Annotated in this window: 19 protein-coding genes; 14 read left to right on the top strand and 5 right to left on the bottom strand. The window is 68.5% G+C overall.

All coding sequences use genetic code 11. The annotated features are described in order from the left end of the window. The first annotated feature begins 11 nt into the window (after positions 1-11). The 11 genes from IE182_RS24340 to IE182_RS24290 all read left to right on the top strand — a co-directional run bounded on the left by IE182_RS24340 (position 12) and on the right by IE182_RS24290 (position 15,786). On the top strand, positions 12-2,354 hold the full coding sequence (locus tag IE182_RS24340) for a xanthine dehydrogenase family protein molybdopterin-binding subunit (RefSeq protein WP_373303607.1): 2,343 nt from the start codon (positions 12-14) through the stop codon (positions 2,352-2,354). An 84-nt stretch (positions 2,355-2,438) separates the two neighbouring features. After that, positions 2,439-2,906: a DUF2563 family protein gene (locus tag IE182_RS24335; RefSeq protein WP_190112049.1), complete on the top strand. Its 468-nt coding sequence runs from the start codon at positions 2,439-2,441 to the stop codon at positions 2,904-2,906. A gap of 1,656 nt (positions 2,907-4,562) precedes the next feature. After that, the gene (mycP, locus tag IE182_RS24330) at positions 4,563-5,696 is read left to right on the top strand and encodes a type VII secretion-associated serine protease mycosin (protein WP_229845067.1); all 1,134 of its coding nucleotides are present in this window, start codon (positions 4,563-4,565) and stop codon (positions 5,694-5,696) included. A 55-nt stretch (positions 5,697-5,751) separates the two neighbouring features. Next, on the top strand, positions 5,752-6,189 hold the full coding sequence (locus IE182_RS24325; protein ID WP_190112047.1) for a hypothetical protein: 438 nt from the start codon (positions 5,752-5,754) through the stop codon (positions 6,187-6,189). A gap of 5 nt (positions 6,190-6,194) precedes the next feature. Further along, a complete protein-coding gene (locus IE182_RS24320; protein WP_190112046.1) occupies positions 6,195-7,967 on the top strand; it encodes an alpha/beta hydrolase in 1,773 nt (590 codons plus the stop codon). Next, complete coding sequence (locus IE182_RS24315) at positions 7,964-8,548, top strand: hypothetical protein (RefSeq protein ID WP_190112045.1); 585 nt, start codon at positions 7,964-7,966, stop codon at positions 8,546-8,548. The genes IE182_RS24320 and IE182_RS24315 overlap by 4 nt, the downstream gene beginning before the upstream one ends. Positions 8,549-8,906: 358 nt before the next feature. Continuing rightward, on the top strand, positions 8,907-9,407 hold the full coding sequence (locus tag IE182_RS24310) for a hypothetical protein (RefSeq protein ID WP_190112044.1): 501 nt from the start codon (positions 8,907-8,909) through the stop codon (positions 9,405-9,407). Between the two features lie 43 nt (positions 9,408-9,450). Continuing rightward, positions 9,451-9,969, top strand: a complete 519-nt coding sequence (locus tag IE182_RS24305; RefSeq protein WP_229845065.1) for an SseB family protein — start codon at positions 9,451-9,453, stop codon at positions 9,967-9,969. Beyond that, positions 9,966-10,565 (top strand): hypothetical protein, encoded by a 600-nt coding sequence (locus IE182_RS24300; protein ID WP_190112042.1) that lies wholly within the window; start codon positions 9,966-9,968, stop codon positions 10,563-10,565. Before IE182_RS24305 ends, IE182_RS24300 begins: the two co-directional genes overlap by 4 nt. Further along, a complete protein-coding gene (locus tag IE182_RS24295; protein WP_229845063.1) occupies positions 10,562-15,505 on the top strand; it encodes a putative T7SS-secreted protein in 4,944 nt (1,647 codons plus the stop codon). The genes IE182_RS24300 and IE182_RS24295 overlap by 4 nt, the downstream gene beginning before the upstream one ends. After that, positions 15,502-15,786: a S1 domain-containing protein gene (locus IE182_RS24290; protein ID WP_190112041.1), complete on the top strand. Its 285-nt coding sequence runs from the start codon at positions 15,502-15,504 to the stop codon at positions 15,784-15,786. The genes IE182_RS24295 and IE182_RS24290 overlap by 4 nt, the downstream gene beginning before the upstream one ends. Before the next feature lie 131 nt (positions 15,787-15,917). Here the strand turns inward: IE182_RS24290 and IE182_RS24285 are convergent, their stop codons facing one another. From IE182_RS24285 to IE182_RS24275, 3 genes are all read right to left on the bottom strand, one after another. After that, complete coding sequence (locus tag IE182_RS24285) at positions 15,918-16,280, bottom strand: cupin domain-containing protein (protein WP_190112040.1); 363 nt, start codon at positions 16,278-16,280, stop codon at positions 15,918-15,920. A gap of 118 nt (positions 16,281-16,398) precedes the next feature. Then, on the bottom strand, positions 16,399-16,593 hold the full coding sequence (locus IE182_RS24280; RefSeq protein ID WP_190112039.1) for a hypothetical protein: 195 nt from the start codon (positions 16,591-16,593) through the stop codon (positions 16,399-16,401). Between the two features lie 16 nt (positions 16,594-16,609). Beyond that, a complete protein-coding gene (locus IE182_RS24275) occupies positions 16,610-17,461 on the bottom strand; it encodes a helix-turn-helix domain-containing protein (protein WP_190112038.1) in 852 nt (283 codons plus the stop codon). A gap of 261 nt (positions 17,462-17,722) precedes the next feature. On the opposite strand from IE182_RS24275, the gene IE182_RS24270 reads away from it, so the two are divergent. Further along, the gene (locus IE182_RS24270) at positions 17,723-18,223 is read left to right on the top strand and encodes an ATP-binding protein (protein WP_190112037.1); all 501 of its coding nucleotides are present in this window, start codon (positions 17,723-17,725) and stop codon (positions 18,221-18,223) included. Further along, on the top strand, positions 18,210-18,506 hold the full coding sequence (locus IE182_RS32850; RefSeq protein WP_373303606.1) for a DUF6255 family natural product biosynthesis protein: 297 nt from the start codon (positions 18,210-18,212) through the stop codon (positions 18,504-18,506). The genes IE182_RS24270 and IE182_RS32850 overlap by 14 nt, the downstream gene beginning before the upstream one ends. Here IE182_RS32850 and IE182_RS24265 read toward each other — a convergent pair. Then, positions 18,442-18,759, bottom strand: a complete 318-nt coding sequence (locus tag IE182_RS24265; protein ID WP_190112036.1) for a hypothetical protein — start codon at positions 18,757-18,759, stop codon at positions 18,442-18,444. The two genes, IE182_RS32850 and IE182_RS24265, sit on opposite strands and share 65 nt — an antisense overlap. A 20-nt stretch (positions 18,760-18,779) precedes the next feature. Next, entirely contained in the window at positions 18,780-19,541 is a 762-nt protein-coding gene (locus IE182_RS24260; RefSeq protein WP_190112035.1) for a DUF4190 domain-containing protein, read from the bottom strand. A 145-nt stretch (positions 19,542-19,686) separates the two neighbouring features. Here IE182_RS24260 and IE182_RS24255 point away from each other — a divergent pair, with 145 nt between their 5' ends. Then, positions 19,687-20,382, top strand: a complete 696-nt coding sequence (locus tag IE182_RS24255; protein ID WP_229845062.1) for a rhomboid family intramembrane serine protease — start codon at positions 19,687-19,689, stop codon at positions 20,380-20,382. Positions 20,383-20,561 lie beyond the last annotated feature (179 nt).

Below are 20,561 nucleotides of genomic sequence, written 5' to 3'. Positions count from 1 at the left end.
GGACGGCCGGAATGGGCGGGACGGGGGGCACGACGGGCGCGGGCGACATCCCCGCCTCCGTCCTCACAGCCTCCGCCGTGCCCCCCGCCGCCACCGAGGCGCCGCTGCGCGGCCTCGGCGTGTCCCTCCCGGCCGCCGACGCGGCCGCCAAGACCCAGGGCACCTTCCCCTACGCGGCCGACCTGTGGGCCGAGGGCCTGCTGTGGGCGGCCGTGCTGCGCTCCCCGCACCCGCACGCCCGCATCGTCTCGCTCGACACGTCGGCCGCCGCGTCGATGCCGGGCGTACGGGTCGTGGTGACGCACGCGGACGTGCCCGGCGACGCGGCCCACGGCCGGCGCATCGCCGACCGGCCCGTCTTCGCCTCCGACCTCGTCCGCTACCACGGCGAGCCGATCGCCGCCGTCGCGGCCGACCACCCCGACACCGCCCGGCTCGCGGCCGCCGCCATCGCGGTCAAGTACGACGTGCTGGAGCCGGTCACCGACCCGGAGCAGGCGTTCGCCGCCGAGCCGCTGCACCCCGACGGCAACCTGATCCGCCACATCCCGCTGCGCTTCGGCGACCCGGACGTGGTCGGCGAGGTGATCGTCGAGGGCCTGTACCGCATCGGCCGTCAGGACCCGGCACCCATCGGCGCCGAGGCCGGCCTGGCCGTACCCCGCCCCGACGGCGGCGTCGAGATCTACACCGCGTCCACCGACCCGCACGCCGACCGCGACCTGGCCGCCGCCTGCTTCGGCCTGGAGCCCGAGCGCGTCAAGGTCGTCGTCACCGGCGTGCCCGGCGCGATGGGCGACCGCGAGGACGCCGGCATCCAGCTGGCGCTGGGCCTGCTGGCGCTGCGCACGGGCCACCCCGTGAAGCTGGCGGCGACCCGCGAGGAGTCCTTCCTCAGCCACGCCCACCGCCACCCGACGCTGCTGCGCTACCGCCACCACGCCGACGCGGACGGCAAGCTGCTGAAGGTCGAGGCGCAGATCCTGCTCGACGCCGGCGCCTACGCCGACTCCTCGTCGGAGGCGCTGGCCGCGGCCGTCGCCTTCGCCTGCGGCCCGTACGTCGTTCCGCACGCCTTCGTCGAGGGCTGGGCCGTCCGCACGAACAACCCGCCCTCCGGCCACGTGCGCGGCGAGGGCGCGATGCAGGTGTGCGCCGCGTACGAGGGCCAGATGGACAAGCTTGCGGCGAAGCTCGGCCTGGACCCGGCCGAACTGCGCATGCGCAACATCATGGCGACGGGCGACCTGCTGCCGACGGGCCAGACGGTGACCTGCCCGGCCCCCGTCGCGGAACTCCTGCGCGCGGTGCGCGACTACCCGCTGCCGCCGCTGCCGGTGGACGACCCCGAGGACGACTGGCTGCTGCCCGGCGGCCCCGACGGCGCGGGCGAGCCCGGCGCGGTGCGGCGCGGCGTCGGCTACGGCGTGGGCATGGTGCACATGCTGGGCGCGGAGGGCACGGACGAGGTCTCGACGGCCACGGTCAAGGTCAGCGGTTCGGTGGCCACGGTCATCTGCGCCGCCGTGGAGACGGGCCAGGGCTTCGCGACCCTCGCCCGGCAGATCGTCCAGGAGGTCCTGGGCATCGACGAGGTGTACGTCGCCCCCGTCGACACCGACCAGCCCCCGTGCGGCCCGGCGGCCCACAGCCGCCACACCTGGGTCTCGGGCGGCGCGGTCGAGCGGGCGGCGAGGATGGTCCGTACGCAACTCCTGCAGCCGCTCGCCCACCAGTTCGGCATGTCGACGGAGCTGCTGACGATCGCCGACGGCAGGATCACCTCCTACGACGGCGTGCTGAGCACGACGGTCGCCGAGGCCCTCGACGGCAAGGAACTGTGGGCCACGGCCCAGTGCCGCCCGCACCCGACGGAGCCGCTCGACGACACGGGCCAGGGCGACGCGTTCGTGGGCATCGCCTTCTGCGCGGTGCGCGCGGTGGTGGACGTCGACGTCGAGCTGGGCTCGGTGCGCGTGGTGGAGATGGCGGTGGCTCAGGACGTGGGCCGCGTCCTCAACCCGGCGCAGGCCAGGGCGCGCATCGAAGCCGGCATCACCCAGGGCATCGGCGCGGCGCTGACGGAGAACCTCCGCACCAACGCCGGCCAGGTCCGCCGCCCCGACCTCACCTCGTACGCCCTCCCGACGGCGCTGGACGTACCGGACATCCACATCGTCAAGCTGGTCGAGGAACGGGACGTGGTCGCCCCCTTCGGCGCGAAGGCCATCAGCGCGGTGCCGGTCGTCACGTCCCCGGCGGCGGTGGCGGGCGCGGTCCGCGCGGCGACGGGCCGCCCGGTCAACCGCCTGCCGATCCGCCCGCAGACGGCGGCGGCCGCGCCGGAGGCATGAGTACCCATACTCAGGTGAGTGTCACCGCCCGTCAGTAGTCTTGTCCGCGACCAAGATTCGTACGGACAGGGGAATGGGGCGGACGTGGGCTCGGGCTCGGGTGGGGACGCGAGACTGCTGAAGACGGAGCTGGACTCGCTCAAGGGCTTCAAGGCCCAGGTGGACGAACTCCTGACGTTCCTCCAGGGGTCCTGGGCGGCCCCGCAGCGCATAGCCGAGGGCCACCTGGTCCCGGCCCAACTGGGCAGCGGATTCGCCGAGGTCGACTCCCTCTCCAGCGCCTACAGCGAGGTCCACGGCCAGCTGAAGACCCTCTCCCAGCTCCTGAACGACCAGATCGAGGCCCTGGGCACGGCAGTCCACGCGGCCCGCGTCGGCTACGCCAACGTGGACGCCGACCTGCGCAGCCGCATGTGGGCCATCCAGGCCCGCACGAAGGAGCTGTACGAGCCGGGGCTGGACCCGAACGCGCGGGCGGCGAAGTCACGCGCGGCCTCGCACGCCCCGACCCCGCCCCCGGCAGCGCACAGCAGCAGCGAAGGCGGAATCTGATGACGACTCCTCCGCCCCCGTCCGGCGGCGTCAGCCCCCTCATCCACCGCCCGAGCAGCGGCCTGTTCACGACGTCGGACTTCGAGTCGATGACGCACGAGCAGCTGCGCGCGATGGTGGAGCACGCCCGCCCGGCCGAGACGGCCCAGCTGGGCGCCAAGCTGACGGTGGCCGCCGTGGCCATCACGAAGCTCGGCGAGCAGCTCAAGGAGCACATGGCGGCGGTGAAGTGGGAGAGCCTAGGTGGCGACGCCTTCCGCGAGTGGGGCGCCGACATGGCCAACGCGACGCTGCGCCTGGGCGAGTTCAGCCAGAACGCGGGCACGTGGATGACGCACGCGGCGGAGACGCTGTCGAGCGTCAAGTCCTCGATGCCGGCGGTATCGGCAGCGTCCAAGACCACGCTCGACTCGTACCGCAGCAACAACCCCGGCCAGGTGGGCGCGGTCCCGCCCCCGTCGGTGACGGACCAGAGCGGGGGCCTGCAGAAGGCGGGCCCGTCGCAGAAGGAGGCGTACGCGGCCCAGCAGCGGCTGGACGCGGACCGCGCGGAGGCGGCCCAGCTGATGCGGAAGCTGGCGGAGTCTTATGCGTGGTCGGCGCGGAACATGGCGGGGGCGGAGCGGCCTACGTTTCCGCCGATGCCGTTGGGGGATCCAGGGAACGTCGACGGCTGGGCGTACATGGGACCAACAGGTGGCGGTGGTTCACAGGGCGTTCCTGCCCATGGAGCTGGGGACAGGCCAGCTGGCTCTCAAATTGGCGGAGGCGGGAGCGCGGGATATCTGCCGGTGACGGCAACTGATCCCTCCGGTGTGGGTGCACGCGACGGTAGTCGCCTGTCAGCAGGCCACTACCCGAGAACGGTACCGGCATCTATGGAAGTCGACGGTGGCGTCGCAGTGCCTCATATCCCGGTCCGGCCCGCCACTGAGCCAGCGGCGCCCTCGCCCACTAACAGCGTGCCGGGCAACAGCCTTCCCCTGCCACTGGCCCCGGGCGCATCCCCCGCGGAGGCAATCGGTCGCGTGACGGCAGGGCTGGGCGGAACACCGAGCAAGGTCGGACCGTACCGAACGGGTGTCCCGGGTGCCCCGGGTCGCGGCCTCGTTGGTGGAGGCATCCCAGCCGTCCCGGGAGTGCCTACGGACGGCGTGGTTGGTGGCCGGCCGACACCTCGCATGCCAGGAGCAGTAGCCCCGACTCAGGTACCGCGGGGAACGGTCATCGGATCTGAGCCAGGTCAAGGCCGGGCTCAGATGGGCTACGGCGGAGCACATGCAGTGCCTCCTGCCGGCGCCGCCGGTAGCGGCAGGGGAAGCGGCGTCTATGGGCGGCGGCTAGCGACTGAGCCCGGAGGGGTCGTTGGAGGTCGTGGGCGACAGCCGGCTGGGACGTCGGGAGAGCGCGTGTTTACGCAAGGCGGCTCCGGCCTGGTAAGGGCTCCCGGCGGGAGCAGCCCCAGCCAGGAGCGTAGCGCCTCTCGCCAAGGACAACGCCCCGACTACCTGACTGAGGACGAGGAGACGTGGTCGCAAGTGAACCGTCGCGTCGTTCCTCCCGTTGTTGACTGAGGCCGGAACGGATATGCATCGAAACTTCCCCGTAGGTGGGCGTAGTTGGAGAAATGCGCTGTGCGCTGGGGCTGCGTTTCTCATGCTCGTCATCTGTATCGAACCGGCCCAGGCAGACACTGTCCGCTCTCAGCAGTGGCATCTGGATGCGATGCATGCTGAGGAGATGTGGAACAGAACAACTGGCGCTGGCGTGACAGTGGCTGTTGTTGACAGTGGCGTTGACTCGAAACTTCCGGACCTCGAAGGGCAAGTCCTTCCCGGAAAGGACTTCTCGGGCATGGAAGGCGATGCTCAATCGGACTACGACGGTCACGGATCGGCGATGGCTACTCTCATCGCAGGAACAGGGAAGGGCAATGGCGGCGATGGTTCATTCGGACTCGCCCCGGGCGTCAAGATCCTTCCTTTGCGAGTGGCAACCGATAAGGCCGTCGGGCTGGAGGTGCTAGCCGGTACATCCGTGACTTCGGCGATCCGCTACGCGGCAGATTCCGATGCCAAGGTCATCAACATTTCACTGGCAGGCCGGGTGGAGAGCGCAGAGGAAGCCAAGGCCGTTGAATATGCCATCTCAAAGGGCAAGCTGATTTTTGCTGGTGTCGGCAACTCGGGCGAGAAGGGCAACCCAGTTGTCTACCCAGCAGGGCACCCAGGGGTGGTGGGCGTAGCCGCAGTTGATCAGGACATCCGGGCCACAGCGGAGTCCGAACATGGTCCGCAGGTAGACCTTGCCGCCCCCGGCGAAAACATCATCGCCACCTGCAGGGGTGGCACCGGCCTCTGCCGAAGGCACGGCACCAGCGACGCTACCGCCCTGGCCTCCGCCTCCGCCGCTCTCATCTGGTCCGCCCACCCCGACTGGACCGCCAACCAAGTTCTCCGCGTGCTCATCAACACCGCCGGCGGCCCCAAAAGCGGCGAGAAGCGCAGTGACTTCATCGGCTACGGCGTCGTCCGCCCCCGCATCGCCCTGAAAGACCCCGGCGACCCGGGGCCCGCGAACGTGAGCCCGCTCCCGGAACTGGCTACCGCCTCACCGACCCCGGCCCCCACCACCGGAGGCACCGGCGCTCCCCAAGCCGCCGCCGGCAAGAGCGACGGCAGCACCAAGCGCAACGTCCTGATTGCTGGCATCGCCCTGGCCGCCGTGGCGGTGATCGGCGTTCCTCTGCTCATCTTCGCCACACGCCGCCGCACACACCCATCCCGGTAGACGTCACCGAGACTCTGCCAGCCACTGCCCCCACCTACCCATCACCGAGGCCACGATGACGGATGCCCAAATCCCCCAGCAGAGCAAGGAGGCCCACATACTCCTGGCCTCCGCCGGCTCCGGAGGCGGTGGAGGTGGGGACGTTCACAAGGCGAGTGTTTGGCCCTGGACCACCGCCGGCGGCGTCGCCGGTGAGCTGAACCAAGGCATGGACACGGCCCTCAGGGACCTGAGCCATGCCCACGACGGGATCAAGTCGGGAACCGCGGGCTTCGCGAGTGCGGCCGCTCTGAGCGCCATTCTCGGGGGCTGGGAAGCCCGCCTCAGCGCTGTTCGCGACGAGTGCAAGCGTCTCGACGGCGACCTGAAAAAGGCAGGTACGGCTTTCGGTGAGAACGAAGTGCAGGTCAAGGCGTCGTTCCAAGCGACTGGTTCCAGGATCAACGACTACAACAAGCCCTGGACGCCCAGCGTGTCGAAGGCGGGGAAGTGACGCCGATGGTCACCATCGAAGAGCTCGCTAACCTCGATACCGTCAAGTTCACGAAGGCGGCCGCCGGTTGGAGTGCGGTGAGCCATCGTGCCCAAGCATATCGGGAGCGCGTAGACCACGACATGCTCAGCAAGCTGCGCGCCACACAGCAAGGCTCTGCTGCGTCCGCGGTCTTGCGTGATCTTGACAGGTTGAGCAAGAACTACCAGTACATCCATGCTGAGGGCGGATTGATCCGTACGGCTCTCAGCGGACTTGCCGAGGAACTGGCAGGTCCGCAGCGAAAGCTCAAGCAGGCACTTGAAGAAGCGCAGGGACTGAAGTTCACGGTCAGGCCTGACGGTTCAGTCGAATACCCGAAACCCCAGGGGACTCCGTCTCCGCTTCTCCCGACACCGGCTGCCTCCGGTGCCATGCCCTCGCTGATGAAGCCGGACAGTGCCCCGGACCCCAACCAGGCCAAGGCTCAGGATATCGCCAACCGAATCGGCGATGCGCTCAAGGAAGCGAACGAGATTGACGGTCGCTTCGCCAGAGCCCTGGCCAAGCTGAGGACGGACGCCGACCTCAAAAACACCGACTGGGCGGATGTCGCGCGGGACCTGAGTGATGTCCAAGCGGCTACGGCCAGGCATCCATCCGATCTGAAGAGTCGAAAGGGGAAGTCCCCCAAAGAGAACGCTGAGTGGTGGAGCAAGCAGTCGGGGGAAAGAAAAGAAGAGCTTATTACGCTATTCCCTGACCAGGTCGGCAATCTTGATGGGATCCCCTCCGCAGTACGTGACAGGGCGAATCGAGAATACCTGCCCATTCTGATGGGGAAGTTGGAAGGGCGGTCGGATGGCAAGTCCACTGAGCAACTTGAAGGCCTCAAGGTAATTGATGAGAAGCTGAGATCCGGGTCCCAGCCTCCCATGTTCCTCTTGGGTATCAGCGATCAGGGGAATGGTCGCGCAATTATTTCTTATGGCGACCCTGACACGTCAAAGAACGTCTCTGCCTATGTGCCAGGCCTAGGTACGAAGCTGGATAAAGACTTCGCTGACGGGTGCGTGGAGCGTGCGCAGCAGACTGCCCTTGAGGCCCAAAAGTACAACAAGTCGAGTGCGTCCATTGTGTGGCTCGGATACGACGCGCCACTCATGGGTACCGATAGAGGATTCTCTAATGCCGACGTTGCCATGGACGGGAAGGCAAAGGACGGGGCGCGGGATTATGACCGGTTCCTCGACGGTGTTCACGCTACGAGTCAGAACAGAGACTTGCACGTGACAGCTATCGGGCACTCTTACGGTTCCCTTACTGTCGGGATGGCCTCTCAGCGTCCGGGTGGCATTCCGGCAGATGACGTTATTATTCTCGGTAGTCCAGGCACTGGTGTTGACAAGGCATCGGACCTCGGCGTCGGCAAGGATCATGTCTTTGTGGGCGCTGCGGAAAATGATCCAGTGTCCAAGGCTCCTTCCTGGAAGGATGTAACTGCTACTGGCGTCGCTACGTATCTCTTTGGCCCGTGGGGAGGTCGCCTTGCCCACGAGGCGGCGGGGGCGGCGGGCGAGGACGACGAGAACTGGTTCGGCAAGGATCCGGCGAGCAAGGCATTTGGCGCCCGTAGATTCAAAGTGGACGACGGTCCCGTGCCGGTGATGGGAGGTCATGGATTTATGCCCGGCCATTCCCAGTACTTCGATCCAGGGAGGGATCCGCAATCAGCGCGCAATATCGGCGTCATAGTTGCTGGTCGCTCAGACCTCATTACCCCGGAGAAGCCGCGATGAAGTTCCGCACGGCTGTTATGCTGATCACTGCTTTGGCGTTGTCCGGTTGCGGGGCTGATGGCTCCGGAAGCGAGCGTGAAGGGAAAGCTGGCATGGATATGCGGCAGGGTGCTGACCGGGCCGACAGGATCCTCGACGAGACGCTGACTGCCATCGATCCTTCGATTAAATGGACGCATGGTGAATCGACGCAGGGAGGCTGCGGCGGCTCAACCAGTGGCTCTGTCACCCGTCGGCGCGCGGTCATGACCATAATCTCCGAAGAGCGGCGTGGCAGTTTCCTCGGGGTCGTCGAGCGTCACTGGCGCAAGAGCGGCTACAGCATTACCGGGGCGAGCGCCCACAAGGAGAACCCGGCGATATTCGCTTCGACTCCGGACGATTTTCGGATGAGCCTGGAGTTCGGCGACAAGGGGCAAGCATTTTTCGACCTCGTGACGCCCTGCCTCGAAAAGAGTGATGTGTCCCCGCCCAAGACAGAGCCAAACGGTCCAAATTATGCAGGTTCCGACATTCCGTATCCGGACCAGCGGTCGGACTTCTGGTCGGCGAAGGCTCCGGTGGCACCTCCTGCCGGGTAGCAGGCATCGACTCATGCCTTGAGTGGGGCTGCGACGCCTAGCGCTTCGCGTAGTCGGCGAAGCCTTACCGGTCGACGAAGAGGTACGGGTCGTCGCCGAAGCCCCAGGCGTCGTGGCCGGGCGGGCAGATATGGAACCAGAGGGCTGTGGGGGGGCAAGGATGTCGGCTTCTAGGGTCAGTTCAGCCACGGGAAGAGAGAGAGTGGCACTGGAAGACCGGCGTGGACTTCGTCGTGCCGTCGGACCGATGATTCGGTGCCCATTAAACGGTCGAAATGGCGTGAGGTCGTTTTCCATGCGTACGCGAACCATTGCTGCTTTGCTGCTGACTCTTACCTGTGTGACGGGGTGCAGTTCTATGGGTGTCGAGCCGGATAAGTCTGAATCGAGCTCACGCTCACGTGACCTGAAAACGGTTCACCCCAAGGAGGCCATGAAAGTAGTGGGCAGCCTGTCGAGTGGGGTGTTGGACAGCACGGGCCTGCAGGGTGAGGCCACAGCCGGCGGTCCGGCGATACAGACCGTCGACAAGCGGGAGGGCGACTACTCGGTCCAGCACGACTGGTCGATCTGGAAGATGTCGCCAGATGCCTTGACGAGCGGCTTCGAGCGGCTTCGTCAGGAACTTCCTAAGCGCGGCTGGAAGATCACACACTACGGGCCTGCAAACTCCAGAGCGCAGCAGCTTCAGATCAAGGCGCGCCATGAGAAGGACGGCTCCTTCCTCGCCGCCGAGCTTCTGATCAGGAGCACGAGGCAGGGCGCCGACGCCACATCATCCAAGACGGATCTCATTAACTTCACAGTCTCTTCCCCCACCTATAGGGCGCCCGAGGGCGTCGACCCCAATGGCTACTGACGCCTTCACGACAACAGCCCACCGCACCCCCAGGCTCCCCACGATGACCGACTCGCCGCCCAGCCACTCGCCCCTTACGCATCAGATAGCCGCCGTCCACGCCCACCAAGGCCACCCCGCCGCCCTCGTCGGTGAGTTCCGGCGTGCCGCCGTGCTCGTGCCGTTCGACGAGGCGGGCGGGCTCTGGTCGGTGGAGTTCGGCGGCATCCGCTGGGTCTGCGCGTTCACGGACGAAGCGGCTCTGGCCCGGTTCGCGGTGGTGCGCGGTCTGGCCGAGGACGGGGAGTGGCGGTATCGGTCCGTGCTCGGGGCGCGGTTGTTGGATGTTGTCGTCCCGCAGGTCGGTGGGCCTGCCGGAGTGGCCCTGGACGTCGGGAGTGAGCGGCCGATGATGTTCCCGCCGGTGCGGGGGATCGTGCCGGACGAGGTCGCGTTGGACGTCCCGGAGAATCGTTTCGTCAACAGCGTCAACAGCGTCAACAGCGTCAACAGCGTCAACAGCGTCAACAGCGTCAACAGCGTCAACAGCATCAACAACGTCGAGGGGGCGGGAGCACAGTGAGCGGTGGCGGTGGCGGCGACGGCATAGAGGCGAGCAAGGCCGCCCTCAGGGACGTGGCCAAAAGCATCAACGCCGCGATCGGCGAGATGAAGACGGTGTCGGGGCCGGGCGCGGCCGCCGTGGGGCGCGGCTTCGACGAGCTCGCCCTGTCCGGCCTGGTGGCGGGGCACGAGGGCCTGGCGGCCTCGCTCAAGACCTTCTGCAACCGGTGGGACTGGGGAGTCCGTGCCCTGGTCCAGGACGCGAGCGAGTTCGCGCACCGCGTGGGGCTGGCGGCGGGCTACTACCAGGAGGTCGACCAGTACTTGAAGGACACCTTCAAGGTCACCGTCAACGCCGCCATGGGCAACCCGCACCTGACGGAGGACCAGGTAGAGGCCATGTCCGTCAAGGACGTGCTCGCCGACAACCCCGTCACGGCCATCCGTGACGCCGACTACAGCGACGAGTCCTTCGCCACGGCGGGCAAGAACGCCAAGGAATCGTGGTCGAGGACGGTGGACGACCTCAAGAGCAGCACCGTCGTGCCCGGCAGCCCGCAGTCCGGCTACAAGCTGGCCCGGGACGTGGCGAGCAAGATCGAGGACTACCGGTGAGCGGCCCCTGGGACCTGGCCGAGCAGGGCTTCAACAAGGCCGGAGAGCTCGTCGAGAAGGGTTTCGACAACACCAAGAAGGCGGCCGGCAAGGTCGTCGACAAGGGCACCGACTTCGTCGCCGACGGCCTGGACATGGTCGGTGCGCACGGGACGGCGGACAAGGTCGAGCGCTGGGGCGACGAGACCGCCTCGGACCTCGGTGCCGTCGTCGGTGAGCATCAGCTCGGCCAGAGCGAGGACCCCAAGGAGCTGCTGCACGGCGACGTCGGGCAGATCGAGGCCACCGTCACCCACCTGCGTAACTTCCACTCTTCCTTCAATGGCACCCACGACGCCTTGCAGCAGGTCCGTGCGACGGGCTGGAAGGGCGAGGGCGCCGATGCCTTCACCACCGCCTTCGTCGAGCAGCCGAAGAGGTGGGCTCAGGCCGCCGACGCCTTCGAGGCGGCAGCCCGGGCCCTGGAGTCGTACGCCCACACCGTCACCTGGGCGCAGACCCAGGCGAGGGAGGCGGTACAGCTGTGGAAGAGGGGCCAGGAAGCCAACAAGAAGGTGGTAGACGACTACAACGCCAAGGCGATCGCCTACAACCTGAAGCTCAGCCACGCCCAGGACCCCGGCCCCCGGCCCGAGAAGCCCGGCCAGCCCGGTAAGGCCGACATGGAGGAAGCCCAGCGGCTGCTGGCCGATGCCCGCAGGCAGCGTGACGCGGCCGCGGACACCGCGAAGTCGACGATCGAAGGCGCGGTCGCGAACGCGCCCCGGACCCCGAAGTTCTCCGACCGGATGAAGGCCGACGCCCTCGACCTGCGCGACGGCGGCATGGTGGAGGGGATGCACTACGCCGGCGGCGCATTGCGCGCGGGTACGGACATGGTGCGGACCGCCCGCAGCGTGAACCCGTTCGACATACACAACCTCACTCACCCCGCGGAGTACGCCACCGGCCTTTCCAACACCGCGACGGGCATTCTGTCCATCGCATCGCACCCCGAACGGCTGCCCGGCGCGTTGCTCGGCGACGGCTGGGGCACGGACCCCCGCGAGGCGGAGGGCCGGCTCGGCGGCAACATCGCGTTGGCCCTGGCCACGGGCGGCGGCAGCGCCGGTGCGCGGGCAGGGGTGGCGGCGGGGACGAGGAGGGCGACACAGCAGGCAGCCGAGGCCGCGGCCACCAGGAGTGAGCAGGCGGCGGCCGGGAGCGGAGCACGCGCGGCCGGACGGGGCGCGGCCGAGAGCGGCACCCGCACGGCTGGGCGGGAGGCCACCGAGGGCGAAGCGCGCGCAGCGACGCAAGAGGCGGCCGAGAGCACCACCCGTATCGCCGGACAGGATGCTGCCGAGAGCGAGGCCCGTGTGGCGGGTGCGACGCAGGAGGCAGCCGAGTCCGGCGCGTCGAAGGCCGGCCCGCACGACGGAGCGGGAGCGGGGCCGGGAGCGGAAACCGGCGCCGAGAAGGGCGCGGCACGGGCGCACGCCGACGAGAACCCGGAGGCCACGGGGCAGGCGGACGGACAGAAGGCCGTCGGCAATACGGACCCGGTCGACCTCGCCACGGGGTACATGTTCCTGCCCCAGACCGATGTCTCCTTGCCGTCGGCCCTGCCGCTCCTCTTCACCCGCCGCGTGCATTCGCACTACCGGGCGGGCCGCTGGCTGGGACGTTCGTGGGCGAGCACGGCGGACCAGCGCCTGGAGATCGACTCCCCGGGCGTGGTGTTCGTCTGCGAGGACGGCAAGCTGCTCAGCTACCCGCATCCGGCGCCGGGCGTTCCGACACTGCCGACGAACGGCCCGCGCTGGCCGCTGAGCTGCGCCGAGGACGGCCGCGGCTACGTCGTCACCGACCCGGGGAGCGGGCGCACGTCGCATTTCGCACCGTACGGCGGCGAAGAGATGTGCCTGCTGGAGCAGGTGACGGACCGGAACGGCCACTGGATCACCTTCGAGTACGAGGCCGACGGCACCCCGATCGCGATCGCCCACAGCGCCGGCTACCGCATCCGCATCACCACCGAAGCCGGCCGCATCACCGCGCTCCACCTCGCGGGCGGCGGTCCCGACGGCTCCGACGCGGAGCTGATCCGCTACGGCTACACCGACGGCAACCTCACCGACGTCGTCAACTCCACCGGCCGCCCGCTGCGCTTCGGCTACGACGACCGGCGCCGGGTCACGTCGTGGACCGACCGTAATGGCAGCCATTACACGTACGAGTACGACGAGCGCGACCGCTGCGTCTTCGAGACCGGGGCCGAGGGCCACATGGCGGCCCGCATCGAGTACGGCGAACCGGATCCGCGGACGGGTCTGCGGACGACGACGCTCGTCGACGCGACGGGGCAAACCCACCAGCACGTCTTCAACGACGCGATGCAGCTCGTCGCCGAGGTCGACCCCAACGGCGCGGTCACGCGCATGCAGTGGGACCGCCGCGACCGGCTGCTGTCGCACACCGATCCGCTGGGCCGCACCACCGCGTACCGCTACGACGCCGACGGCCGCCTGACGGCCGTCGTACGTCCGGACGGGCGCGAGGCCACGGCGACGTACACCGAGTACGGCCGACCGGAGACGGTGACCGGCGCGGACGGGACCGTCTGGCGCCACACCTACGACGCGGCGGGCAACCGCACGTCGACGACCGGCCCGACGGGTGCGGTCACGCGCTTTGGCTACGACGAGGCGGGCCATCCGGCGTCGGTCACCGACGCCCAGGGCAACACGACGCACCTGCGGTGCGACCGCGCCGGCCTGCCGGTCGAGGTGACCGACCCGCTGGGCGGGGTGACCACGTACCGGCGTGATGCCTTCGGCCGGGTGACGGCCGTCATCGACCCGCTCGGTGCCATGACGCGCATGCAGTGGTCCGTGGAGGGCCATCTCGTCCGCCGTGTCGAACCGGACGGGGCGTCGCAGTCGTGGACGTACGACGGTGAAGGCAACTGCATCACGCACACGGATGCGGTGGGCGGCGTCACGACGTACGAGTACACGCACTTCGACAAGATGTGCGCCCGGACCGGGCCGGACGGCGTGCGGTACGAGTTCGAGCATGACGCGCTGCTGCAGCTGACGCAGGTCAGGAACCCGCAGGGCCTGACGTGGTCGTACGCCTACGACCCGGCCGGACGGCTCGTGTCCGAGACGGACTTCGACGGCCGGACCCTGACGTACGCCCATGACGCGGCCGGGCAGCTCATCGCCCGTACGAACGGGCTGGGGCAGGAGATCACGTACGAGCATGATGTGCTCGGCCGGACGGTGGCGAAGAACGCGGACGGTGCGGTCACGACGTACGCGCATGATGCGGCAGGGCGGCTGCTGGAGGCGGCGGGGCCGGACGCGACGCTGGTCTACGGCCGGGACCGGTTGGGCCGCGTCAAGTCGGAGACGACGAACGGGCGGACGCTGACGTTCGGGTACGACGAGCTGGGCCGGCGGACCCGTCGCGTCACCCCGGGCGGGGCGGTCAGCACGTGGACGTACGACGCGGGCGGGCGCCGGGCGTCGCTGACGGCGTCGGGGCGTACGTTCGACATCGAGCACGACGCGGTGGGGCGGGAGATCGCCCGGCACTTCGGCGAGGACGTCACGCTGGCCCGGGAGTGGGATGCGGCGGGCCGGCTGCGGTCGCAGGCGGTGACGGCGGGCGGGACGTCGGTGCAGCGGCGGAACTACCGGTACCGCCGGGACGGCTACCTCGCGGGCATCGACGACCGCACCTTCGACCTGGACGCGGCGGGCCGCGTGACGGCGGTGACCGCGCCGGACTGGCAGGAACGGTACGCCTACGACGAGGCCGGCAATCAGACGGCCGCGTCGTGGCCGGCGGACCATCCGGGCGCGGAGGCACAGGGCACGCGCGAGTACGCGGGCACGCGCATCGTGCGGGCGGGGCGCATCCGCTACGAGCACGACGCGCAGGGCCGGGTGGTCCTGCGGCAGAAGACCCGCCTGTCGCGGAAGCCGGACACGTGGCGCTACGAGTGGGACGCGGAGGACCGCCTGACGGCGGTGGTGACGCCGGACGGTACGCGGTGGCGGTACCTGTACGACCCGCTGGGGCGCCGCGTGGCGAAGGAGCGGCTTTCGGAGTCGGGCGAGGTCACGGAACGGGTGGACTTCACCTGGGACGGCCCGACGCTGGCCGAGCAGACGACGACGTCGAGGGAGCTTCCGAACCCCGTCACCCTGACGTGGGACCACGACGGCCTGCGCCCGGTGTCCCAGACGGAACGAATATCGGCGGCGGATGCGCCGCAGCACGAGATCGACAGCCGCTTCTTCGCGATCGTCACGGACCTGGTCGGCACGCCGACTGAGCTGGTGGACGAGTCGGGCACGGTGGCGTGGCGCACGCGCGCGACGCTGTGGGGCACGACGACGTGGCCGCGTGACAGTGCGACGTACACGCCGCTGCGTTTCCCGGGCCAGTACTTCGACCCGGAGACGGGGCTCCACTACAACTTCCATCGGCACTACGACCCGGAGACGGGGCGGTATGTGTCGGTGGATCCGTTGGGGCTGGCGCCGGCGCCGAATGCGGCGACTTATATCCACAACCCTCATGTGTGGGCGGATCCTCTCGGGCTTGCACCGTACGCTGAAGACGAAGTGCCCATTTTCAAGGCTCCAGCCAGAGGGAAGGGGGAGTATCACAATCAAAATGGCTATCTGGAGGAGGACTTCCCCGGAGGGCCTCATGATCCTTATCAGAACGGGATGGCCTACTTTGCTCAAAAGCGAGAACTTGCCGAGAAGTATGCTGCTCACTACGGGGAGGGAGTGATCGAAGTGCGAATCCCGGCGGGCGAATATGAAGAGCACTTCCGGAAGTTCGAGCACCCTTACGAGGGTGGGCCCTTGGTCGAGCTCGAAATCCCGAACACGCATGTGGAAAGACTTAATCAGTACCCGAGGGAGTGGCATCGATGATCGATGAAGAAATTTGGATTGCAGCCAAGGAGTGCTTTCCGGTCGGGGCGAATGTCCACGGAACGGTGGAGAAATGCCTGCCATTCGGCTTCTTCGTCAAGCTTCCTGGGTTTCCGGGTGGCATGGCGGTCGTGGATGCAATTGCCTATCTTCCGCACGGGGTCGTCGTCGATCCGTCGCTTTGGCCGTCACCTGGTCAAAGCATTGATGTCGAGGTTGTTTACCATGTGGATCGCCACCGCCAGATCAAACTACGTGTAGGTGGCGAAGAAGTCGATTAATGCGACCGTGGTCACAGTGAGTGGACTGTGGAATCGCGGGTGAGGGCGGGTGGTGCTCCCGAGGGAGTCAGGGCAGCCTTGAGTGAGACGGACGCGCTCGACGGCGATGTGAGCTGATCTTTCAGGAACATCTAGCGCTTCGCGTAGTCGGCGAAGCCCTGCCAGTCGATGAAGACGCACGGGTCGTCGCCGACGACCCAGGCGTCGTGGCCGGGTGGGCAGATCATGTAGTCGCCCGGGCCGAACTCCGCCTCTTCGCCGTCGTTCATCACGACCTTCATGCGGCCCGCGATGACATAGCCCGTGTGCGAAGCCTCGCAGCTGTCCGTTCCCGCGATGGGCTTGACGTGCTTCGACCACTTCCAGCCCGGCTCGAACGTCGCCCGGCCCACCGGGACTGTGCCCACATTCACCAGTTCCAGGCGTCCCTTCCCTTCCTCGAAGGGGCGGACCTCCTCCGGCGAGTCGAAGCTCTTGCGTACGAGACCGGCCACGGCGACTCCTTCTTGAGCAGCGGGCAGCAGTTACCTGTGGCTGCTGGGCGACTCTGTCGAAGCTAGTCGTGGGTGTGGCCGGCTGCGAGGTGTGAGGGCCGGGCGAGTGACGGGGCGGTCAGAGCAGGTGGTCCAGTTCGCCGCGTTTCGCCGCCTCTATCAGGTTGCGGAGGCCCTGCGGGGTGGTGCGGATCAGTTCGTCCGGGTGCGTTGTCTCGCGGAGTATCGGGGTGCCGTCTGCTGTGTGGCCGATCTGGAGGCAGGCATTGCCTCCGCCTGCGCAGAACGGCTCCTGCCACTTGATCTCGGACATCATCTTCCCTTCGGGTTCAAAGTTCTTTGGCGATGCTGTGGATCAGGTCCCGGGTCTTCTCGGGGGAGAGGCACTTGGCCTCGGTGCGTTCCAGCAGGCCGCGGTAGTTCTCCAGCTGGAGGTCCGCGCTGAGGAAGACTGTCGTGTGTGCGGCGTCGAGCTGCACCGTGTCGAGTTGCGGTACCGGCCCGTGGGCGTAGAACACCGTCTGTCCGGCGCCCGGGAAACTGCCGGCGGCGAAGGGGACGGACCGCACCTCGATGTGCTCGCGTTCGCTGACCGCCAGGAGATGTTGCAGCTGGGCGCGTGCGACCTCGCGGCCACCGAACTGCATGCGCAGCGCGGCTTCGTGGATGATTGCAGTGAACTGCGCGGGATGCTTCCTGTCGAGCACTGACTGTCTGCGCATCCGGTGTTCGATGCGGATGTCCAGCTCGTGGGCGGGCAGCGGCGAAACGGCCTCTTCGAAGATGACGCGTGCGTGGTCCGCTGTCTGCAATAGCCCGGGAATGTGCACGCTGGAACAGGTTCGCATCGTCCGGGAGTTGTGCTCCAGTTCGGCGATGTCGAGGTAGCCGGGTGGCAGCGAGCCCCGGTATTCCTCCCACCAGTTCTTGTCGCGTTCGTCCGCCATCGCGACCAGTGCTTCTACGAGCCCTTCGTCCGCGCAGCCGTAGTTACAGGCCAGAGTGCGGAGGCGGTTGGGGGTGATGCCGACCCGACCCGCTTCCAGGTGGCTGACCTGGTACGCCTTGATGTCGACCACCGCGCCGGCCTCTTCCGCGGTCATGCCAGCGGCTTCGCGCAGCTTCCGCAGCTCGGCACCCAGGCGGCGCTGACGCTGGGTCGGATGGCTCCTCGACGGCATGTGCCCTCCTCGCGATCTACGTGCAGCATGCCGTGTGGGCCGCCGTTGGTCCACCGACAGGGTTGTCTAGTCGGACAAGGTTGTCTGGCTCTGCTGTTGGCGCTACCTTCGGTACCGCTTCGCTCACACGCCGTGGCGCCGGAAGTGCACCGCGTGGGCATGCCCTCCTTCCCTGGGTGGGGTGTGCCCGCGCCCAGGGAGGCAGGCCACCGGTCCGCTGTCCGCGTGCGAGAACTCCCTTCTGTCCTCTGGAGTCCGCGCATGAGCAACAACGAAACCTGCCCCGCCGCCAGTTCGCCCCGTATCGAAGCACCACCCTCAGGCCCCACCCGCAGCAACCTCAACTACTCCCTCGGGCTGCCCGGCGGCGCCTACACGCTCGGCATGGCCCGCAGCGTCGTCGCCCGGTTGCTGGGCGAGCACGGGCTGGGCGACATGGCCGAGCTCGGGGTGCTCGCCGCGTCCGAGTTGCTGGGGAACGCCTTCGTCTTCACGCCCGGGCGGGACGTCAGCCTCGCCGTGCGCTGGCGGTTCGGGGTGCTGCGGGTGACCGTTTTCGACGAGCATCCCGAGCATGCCGAGAGCAGCGGGGCCGGGCGGGCCTGTCGGGCGTACCGGCGCGAGGCGCTCGGGCCGTTGGAGGCCGTCGTCGACGAGTGCGGGGGCGTTCTCGGGCTGGCGGCGGCCGACAAGCCCGTCGGGGGCAGCAAGCTGTGGGTCGTCGTGCCCCGTGAGGCGGGGGCGCGCTATGCCGCGTTGTGAGCCGTGCGCGCACCGGGCCGGCTGGGGCGAAGGCGCCCGGCCCGGGGAAGTGCGGTGTCTCGCGTGCGGGGTGCGGCGGTTCCGGGACTACGGGGCCGTACGGCCGCCGGGGCTGGCGCACGTCCTCGTACCGTCCGCACGAGCGAGGGGCGTCGCCGATCGGGCCGCCGCCCGGAGCATCGCCCTCGCCATGGGCCGCCCGGTACGGCGGTCCGCCCTCAGTGCCCCGCGTAGAGGTACAGCGCCAGCGCCACCGGCCCCGGGCAGGCCAGGGCCCCCGTGACGGCCGAGCGGGCGGCGGGGGAGAGGCCCGCGCGCTTCAGGGCGTACCAGACCCCCGTCAGGACCGCTGCCGCCGCTGCCAGGATCCCCAGCACCTGGAGGAGGAATCCGCCCGCCTCCGCGGGGTGTTCCGCCGCGGCGCCCCACACGGCGATCATCAGCACCACTACCAGGCAGAGGCCCACGGCGTGGAGCGTGATCACCCACAGGGTCGCTGCCAGGACGGTCAGGAAGCGGTTGTTCTTGGTCTGCACGGCAGGCGTCCTTCCGGCTGCTAGCGGAGCGACAGCACCCAGTGGGCGTCGTCGCGGTAGTCCGTCGGGGAGCAGGTGAAGTCGAGGTCGGTCGAGCCCGGGGGGACGTTGACGTGCAACTTCACCGTCACCTTCTGGTGGGGTGCGAGGTCGTCCGGGAACCAGGGGTTCTTGCGGTCGAACGTCGGGCTCATCGGGCCGGCCGGCGTGAGGTTGCCCGGCAGGACCTTCTGTTCCATGTCGATCCCGTTCGAGGCCAGCCGGACGGACTTCTTCTGGTCGTTGACGTACGTCACCGCGAACTCGTACGTCAGCTCGTCCTTCCCCAGGGCGACGTCCCCGGGGAGGTTCGGTACGCGGCGGGCCTTGCCCACCGTCACCCTCAGGCCGTCCCGGTAGCGGGCCGTCTGACCCGCCGCCAGCGGGGTGCCCCCGTACTTCGCGCCCTTCGAGACCAGGTCCTCGGGCCTGTCGTGGAGGTGGGAGAGGCCGTTGACGAACCACGCCGTCAGGCCGAGGCAGACCACCGCCACTGTCGTGCCCACGATCAGCCCGGCGAGCGCCGGCCCGCCCTCGTCCGTCTCGCCGCGCTTGACCCTCCCCCGCCCGATCAGACCGCAGATCGCGGCGGCCAGACCGATGAGGATGGCGAAGGGGATGCCGATGACCGTCAGGGAGGCCAGGACCGCCATGACGGCCAGCCCCAGCGCCGCCATGCCCACGCCGTTCGGCTGCTTCGGCGTGAGATCGGGGAGGCGGTCCGGCCGCGGCTTCGTCGTCATGCAGTGATCACACACGCCGGCGGGTGCTTCCCGGCAGCGGTCGCCCACTCAAACCGGACTGAGTAGCCGTACCCATGCCGGCCCTCCGTAAGGTACGCAGGCACGGGGGCACGCCCCGTGGCACGGGTGGATCGAGATGAGTGGGTTGAGCAAGAACACGGCGGTCGACGCCGAGCAGATGATCGCCGAGGCGCGGAAGGCGTTCTTCGTGATGTTCGGCTTCCTGGCCGTCGTCTGGGCGCTGCAGCTGGCCAACTGGGGGAGCGACTACGATCTCGCCCGCCGCTACGCCGTGGTCGCCGGCGATGCCGAGCGGCTCCCCGGCATGCTCACCGCACCCTTCCTCCACCTGAGCTGGGCGCACATCGAGAGCAACTCCGGGCCGCTCTTCGTCTTCGGCTTCCTGGCCGCCTACCGCGGGGTGGCGCGCTTCTTCGGGCTCACGGCGCTGGTCGCGGTCGCCAGCGGGCTCGCGATCTGGTTCTTCGAGCACGACGGCGTCGGCACGGTCGGCGCCAGCGGGCTGGTCTTCGGGTACTTCGGGTACGTGGTCGTGCGCGGGTTCTTCGACCGGCACCTCATCGACAGCCTCGTCGGGATCGTCATGGGCGCCTCGTACGCCTACACCCTCACCCTCACGGTGCCCGGCACCCCCGGCATCAGCTGGCTCGCCCACCTCGGCGGGCTCGTCGGGGGCGTCATCGGGGCGTGGGTCTTCCGCGACCGGGGGACGACGCGGACGGCCACCCCGCGGGCCACCGCCCCGGCCGTCACCGGTGGGTCCGCGGAGAACCCCCGCGCCGACCTGCACAAGGAACTGCGCGACCTCGGGCTGCTCTGAGCGGGGGCGGGCGAGCCCGGGGCGGGTGAGCCGGGACGGGCATGGAGGCCGTGGCGGGAATCGAACCCACGTAACTCGCTTTGCAGGTTTGTCCGTGCTGATCAGGACGGTATTCAGGGGCGTTCGACGGCGTTCATCGCTGTGCCCGTGCCGTGAATCTCAAGGGTGGACGGACGGTT

Source organism: Streptomyces cinnamoneus (assembly GCF_014650495.1).
GTDB lineage: Bacteria > Actinomycetota > Actinomycetes > Streptomycetales > Streptomycetaceae > Streptomyces > Streptomyces cinnamoneus.
Note: the sequence above shows the minus strand (reverse complement) of the source record. Positions and strands in the feature narration are given on the sequence as shown.

What these genes read in the sequence shown, in the direction of transcription:
- IE182_RS24340 (WP_373303607.1), top strand. Translation starts at nt 12, where the DNA reads ATGGGCGGGACGGGGGGCACGACGGGCGCGGGCGACATCCCCGCCTCC.
- mycP (WP_229845067.1), top strand. Translation starts at nt 4,563, where the DNA reads ATGCTCGTCATCTGTATCGAACCGGCCCAGGCAGACACTGTCCGCTCT.
- IE182_RS24325 (WP_190112047.1), top strand. Translation starts at nt 5,752, where the DNA reads ATGACGGATGCCCAAATCCCCCAGCAGAGCAAGGAGGCCCACATACTC.
- IE182_RS24320 (WP_190112046.1), top strand. Translation starts at nt 6,195, where the DNA reads ATGGTCACCATCGAAGAGCTCGCTAACCTCGATACCGTCAAGTTCACG.
- IE182_RS24315 (WP_190112045.1), top strand. Translation starts at nt 7,964, where the DNA reads ATGAAGTTCCGCACGGCTGTTATGCTGATCACTGCTTTGGCGTTGTCC.
- IE182_RS24310 (WP_190112044.1), top strand. Translation starts at nt 8,907, where the DNA reads ATGGGTGTCGAGCCGGATAAGTCTGAATCGAGCTCACGCTCACGTGAC.
- IE182_RS24305 (WP_229845065.1), top strand. Translation starts at nt 9,451, where the DNA reads ATGACCGACTCGCCGCCCAGCCACTCGCCCCTTACGCATCAGATAGCC.
- IE182_RS24290 (WP_190112041.1), top strand. Translation starts at nt 15,502, where the DNA reads ATGATCGATGAAGAAATTTGGATTGCAGCCAAGGAGTGCTTTCCGGTC.
- IE182_RS24280 (WP_190112039.1), bottom strand. Translation starts at nt 16,593, where the DNA reads ATGTCCGAGATCAAGTGGCAGGAGCCGTTCTGCGCAGGCGGAGGCAAT.
- IE182_RS24275 (WP_190112038.1), bottom strand. Translation starts at nt 17,461, where the DNA reads ATGCCGTCGAGGAGCCATCCGACCCAGCGTCAGCGCCGCCTGGGTGCC.
- IE182_RS24270 (WP_190112037.1), top strand. Translation starts at nt 17,723, where the DNA reads ATGAGCAACAACGAAACCTGCCCCGCCGCCAGTTCGCCCCGTATCGAA.
- IE182_RS32850 (WP_373303606.1), top strand. Translation starts at nt 18,210, where the DNA reads ATGCCGCGTTGTGAGCCGTGCGCGCACCGGGCCGGCTGGGGCGAAGGC.
- IE182_RS24260 (WP_190112035.1), bottom strand. Translation starts at nt 19,541, where the DNA reads ATGACGACGAAGCCGCGGCCGGACCGCCTCCCCGATCTCACGCCGAAG.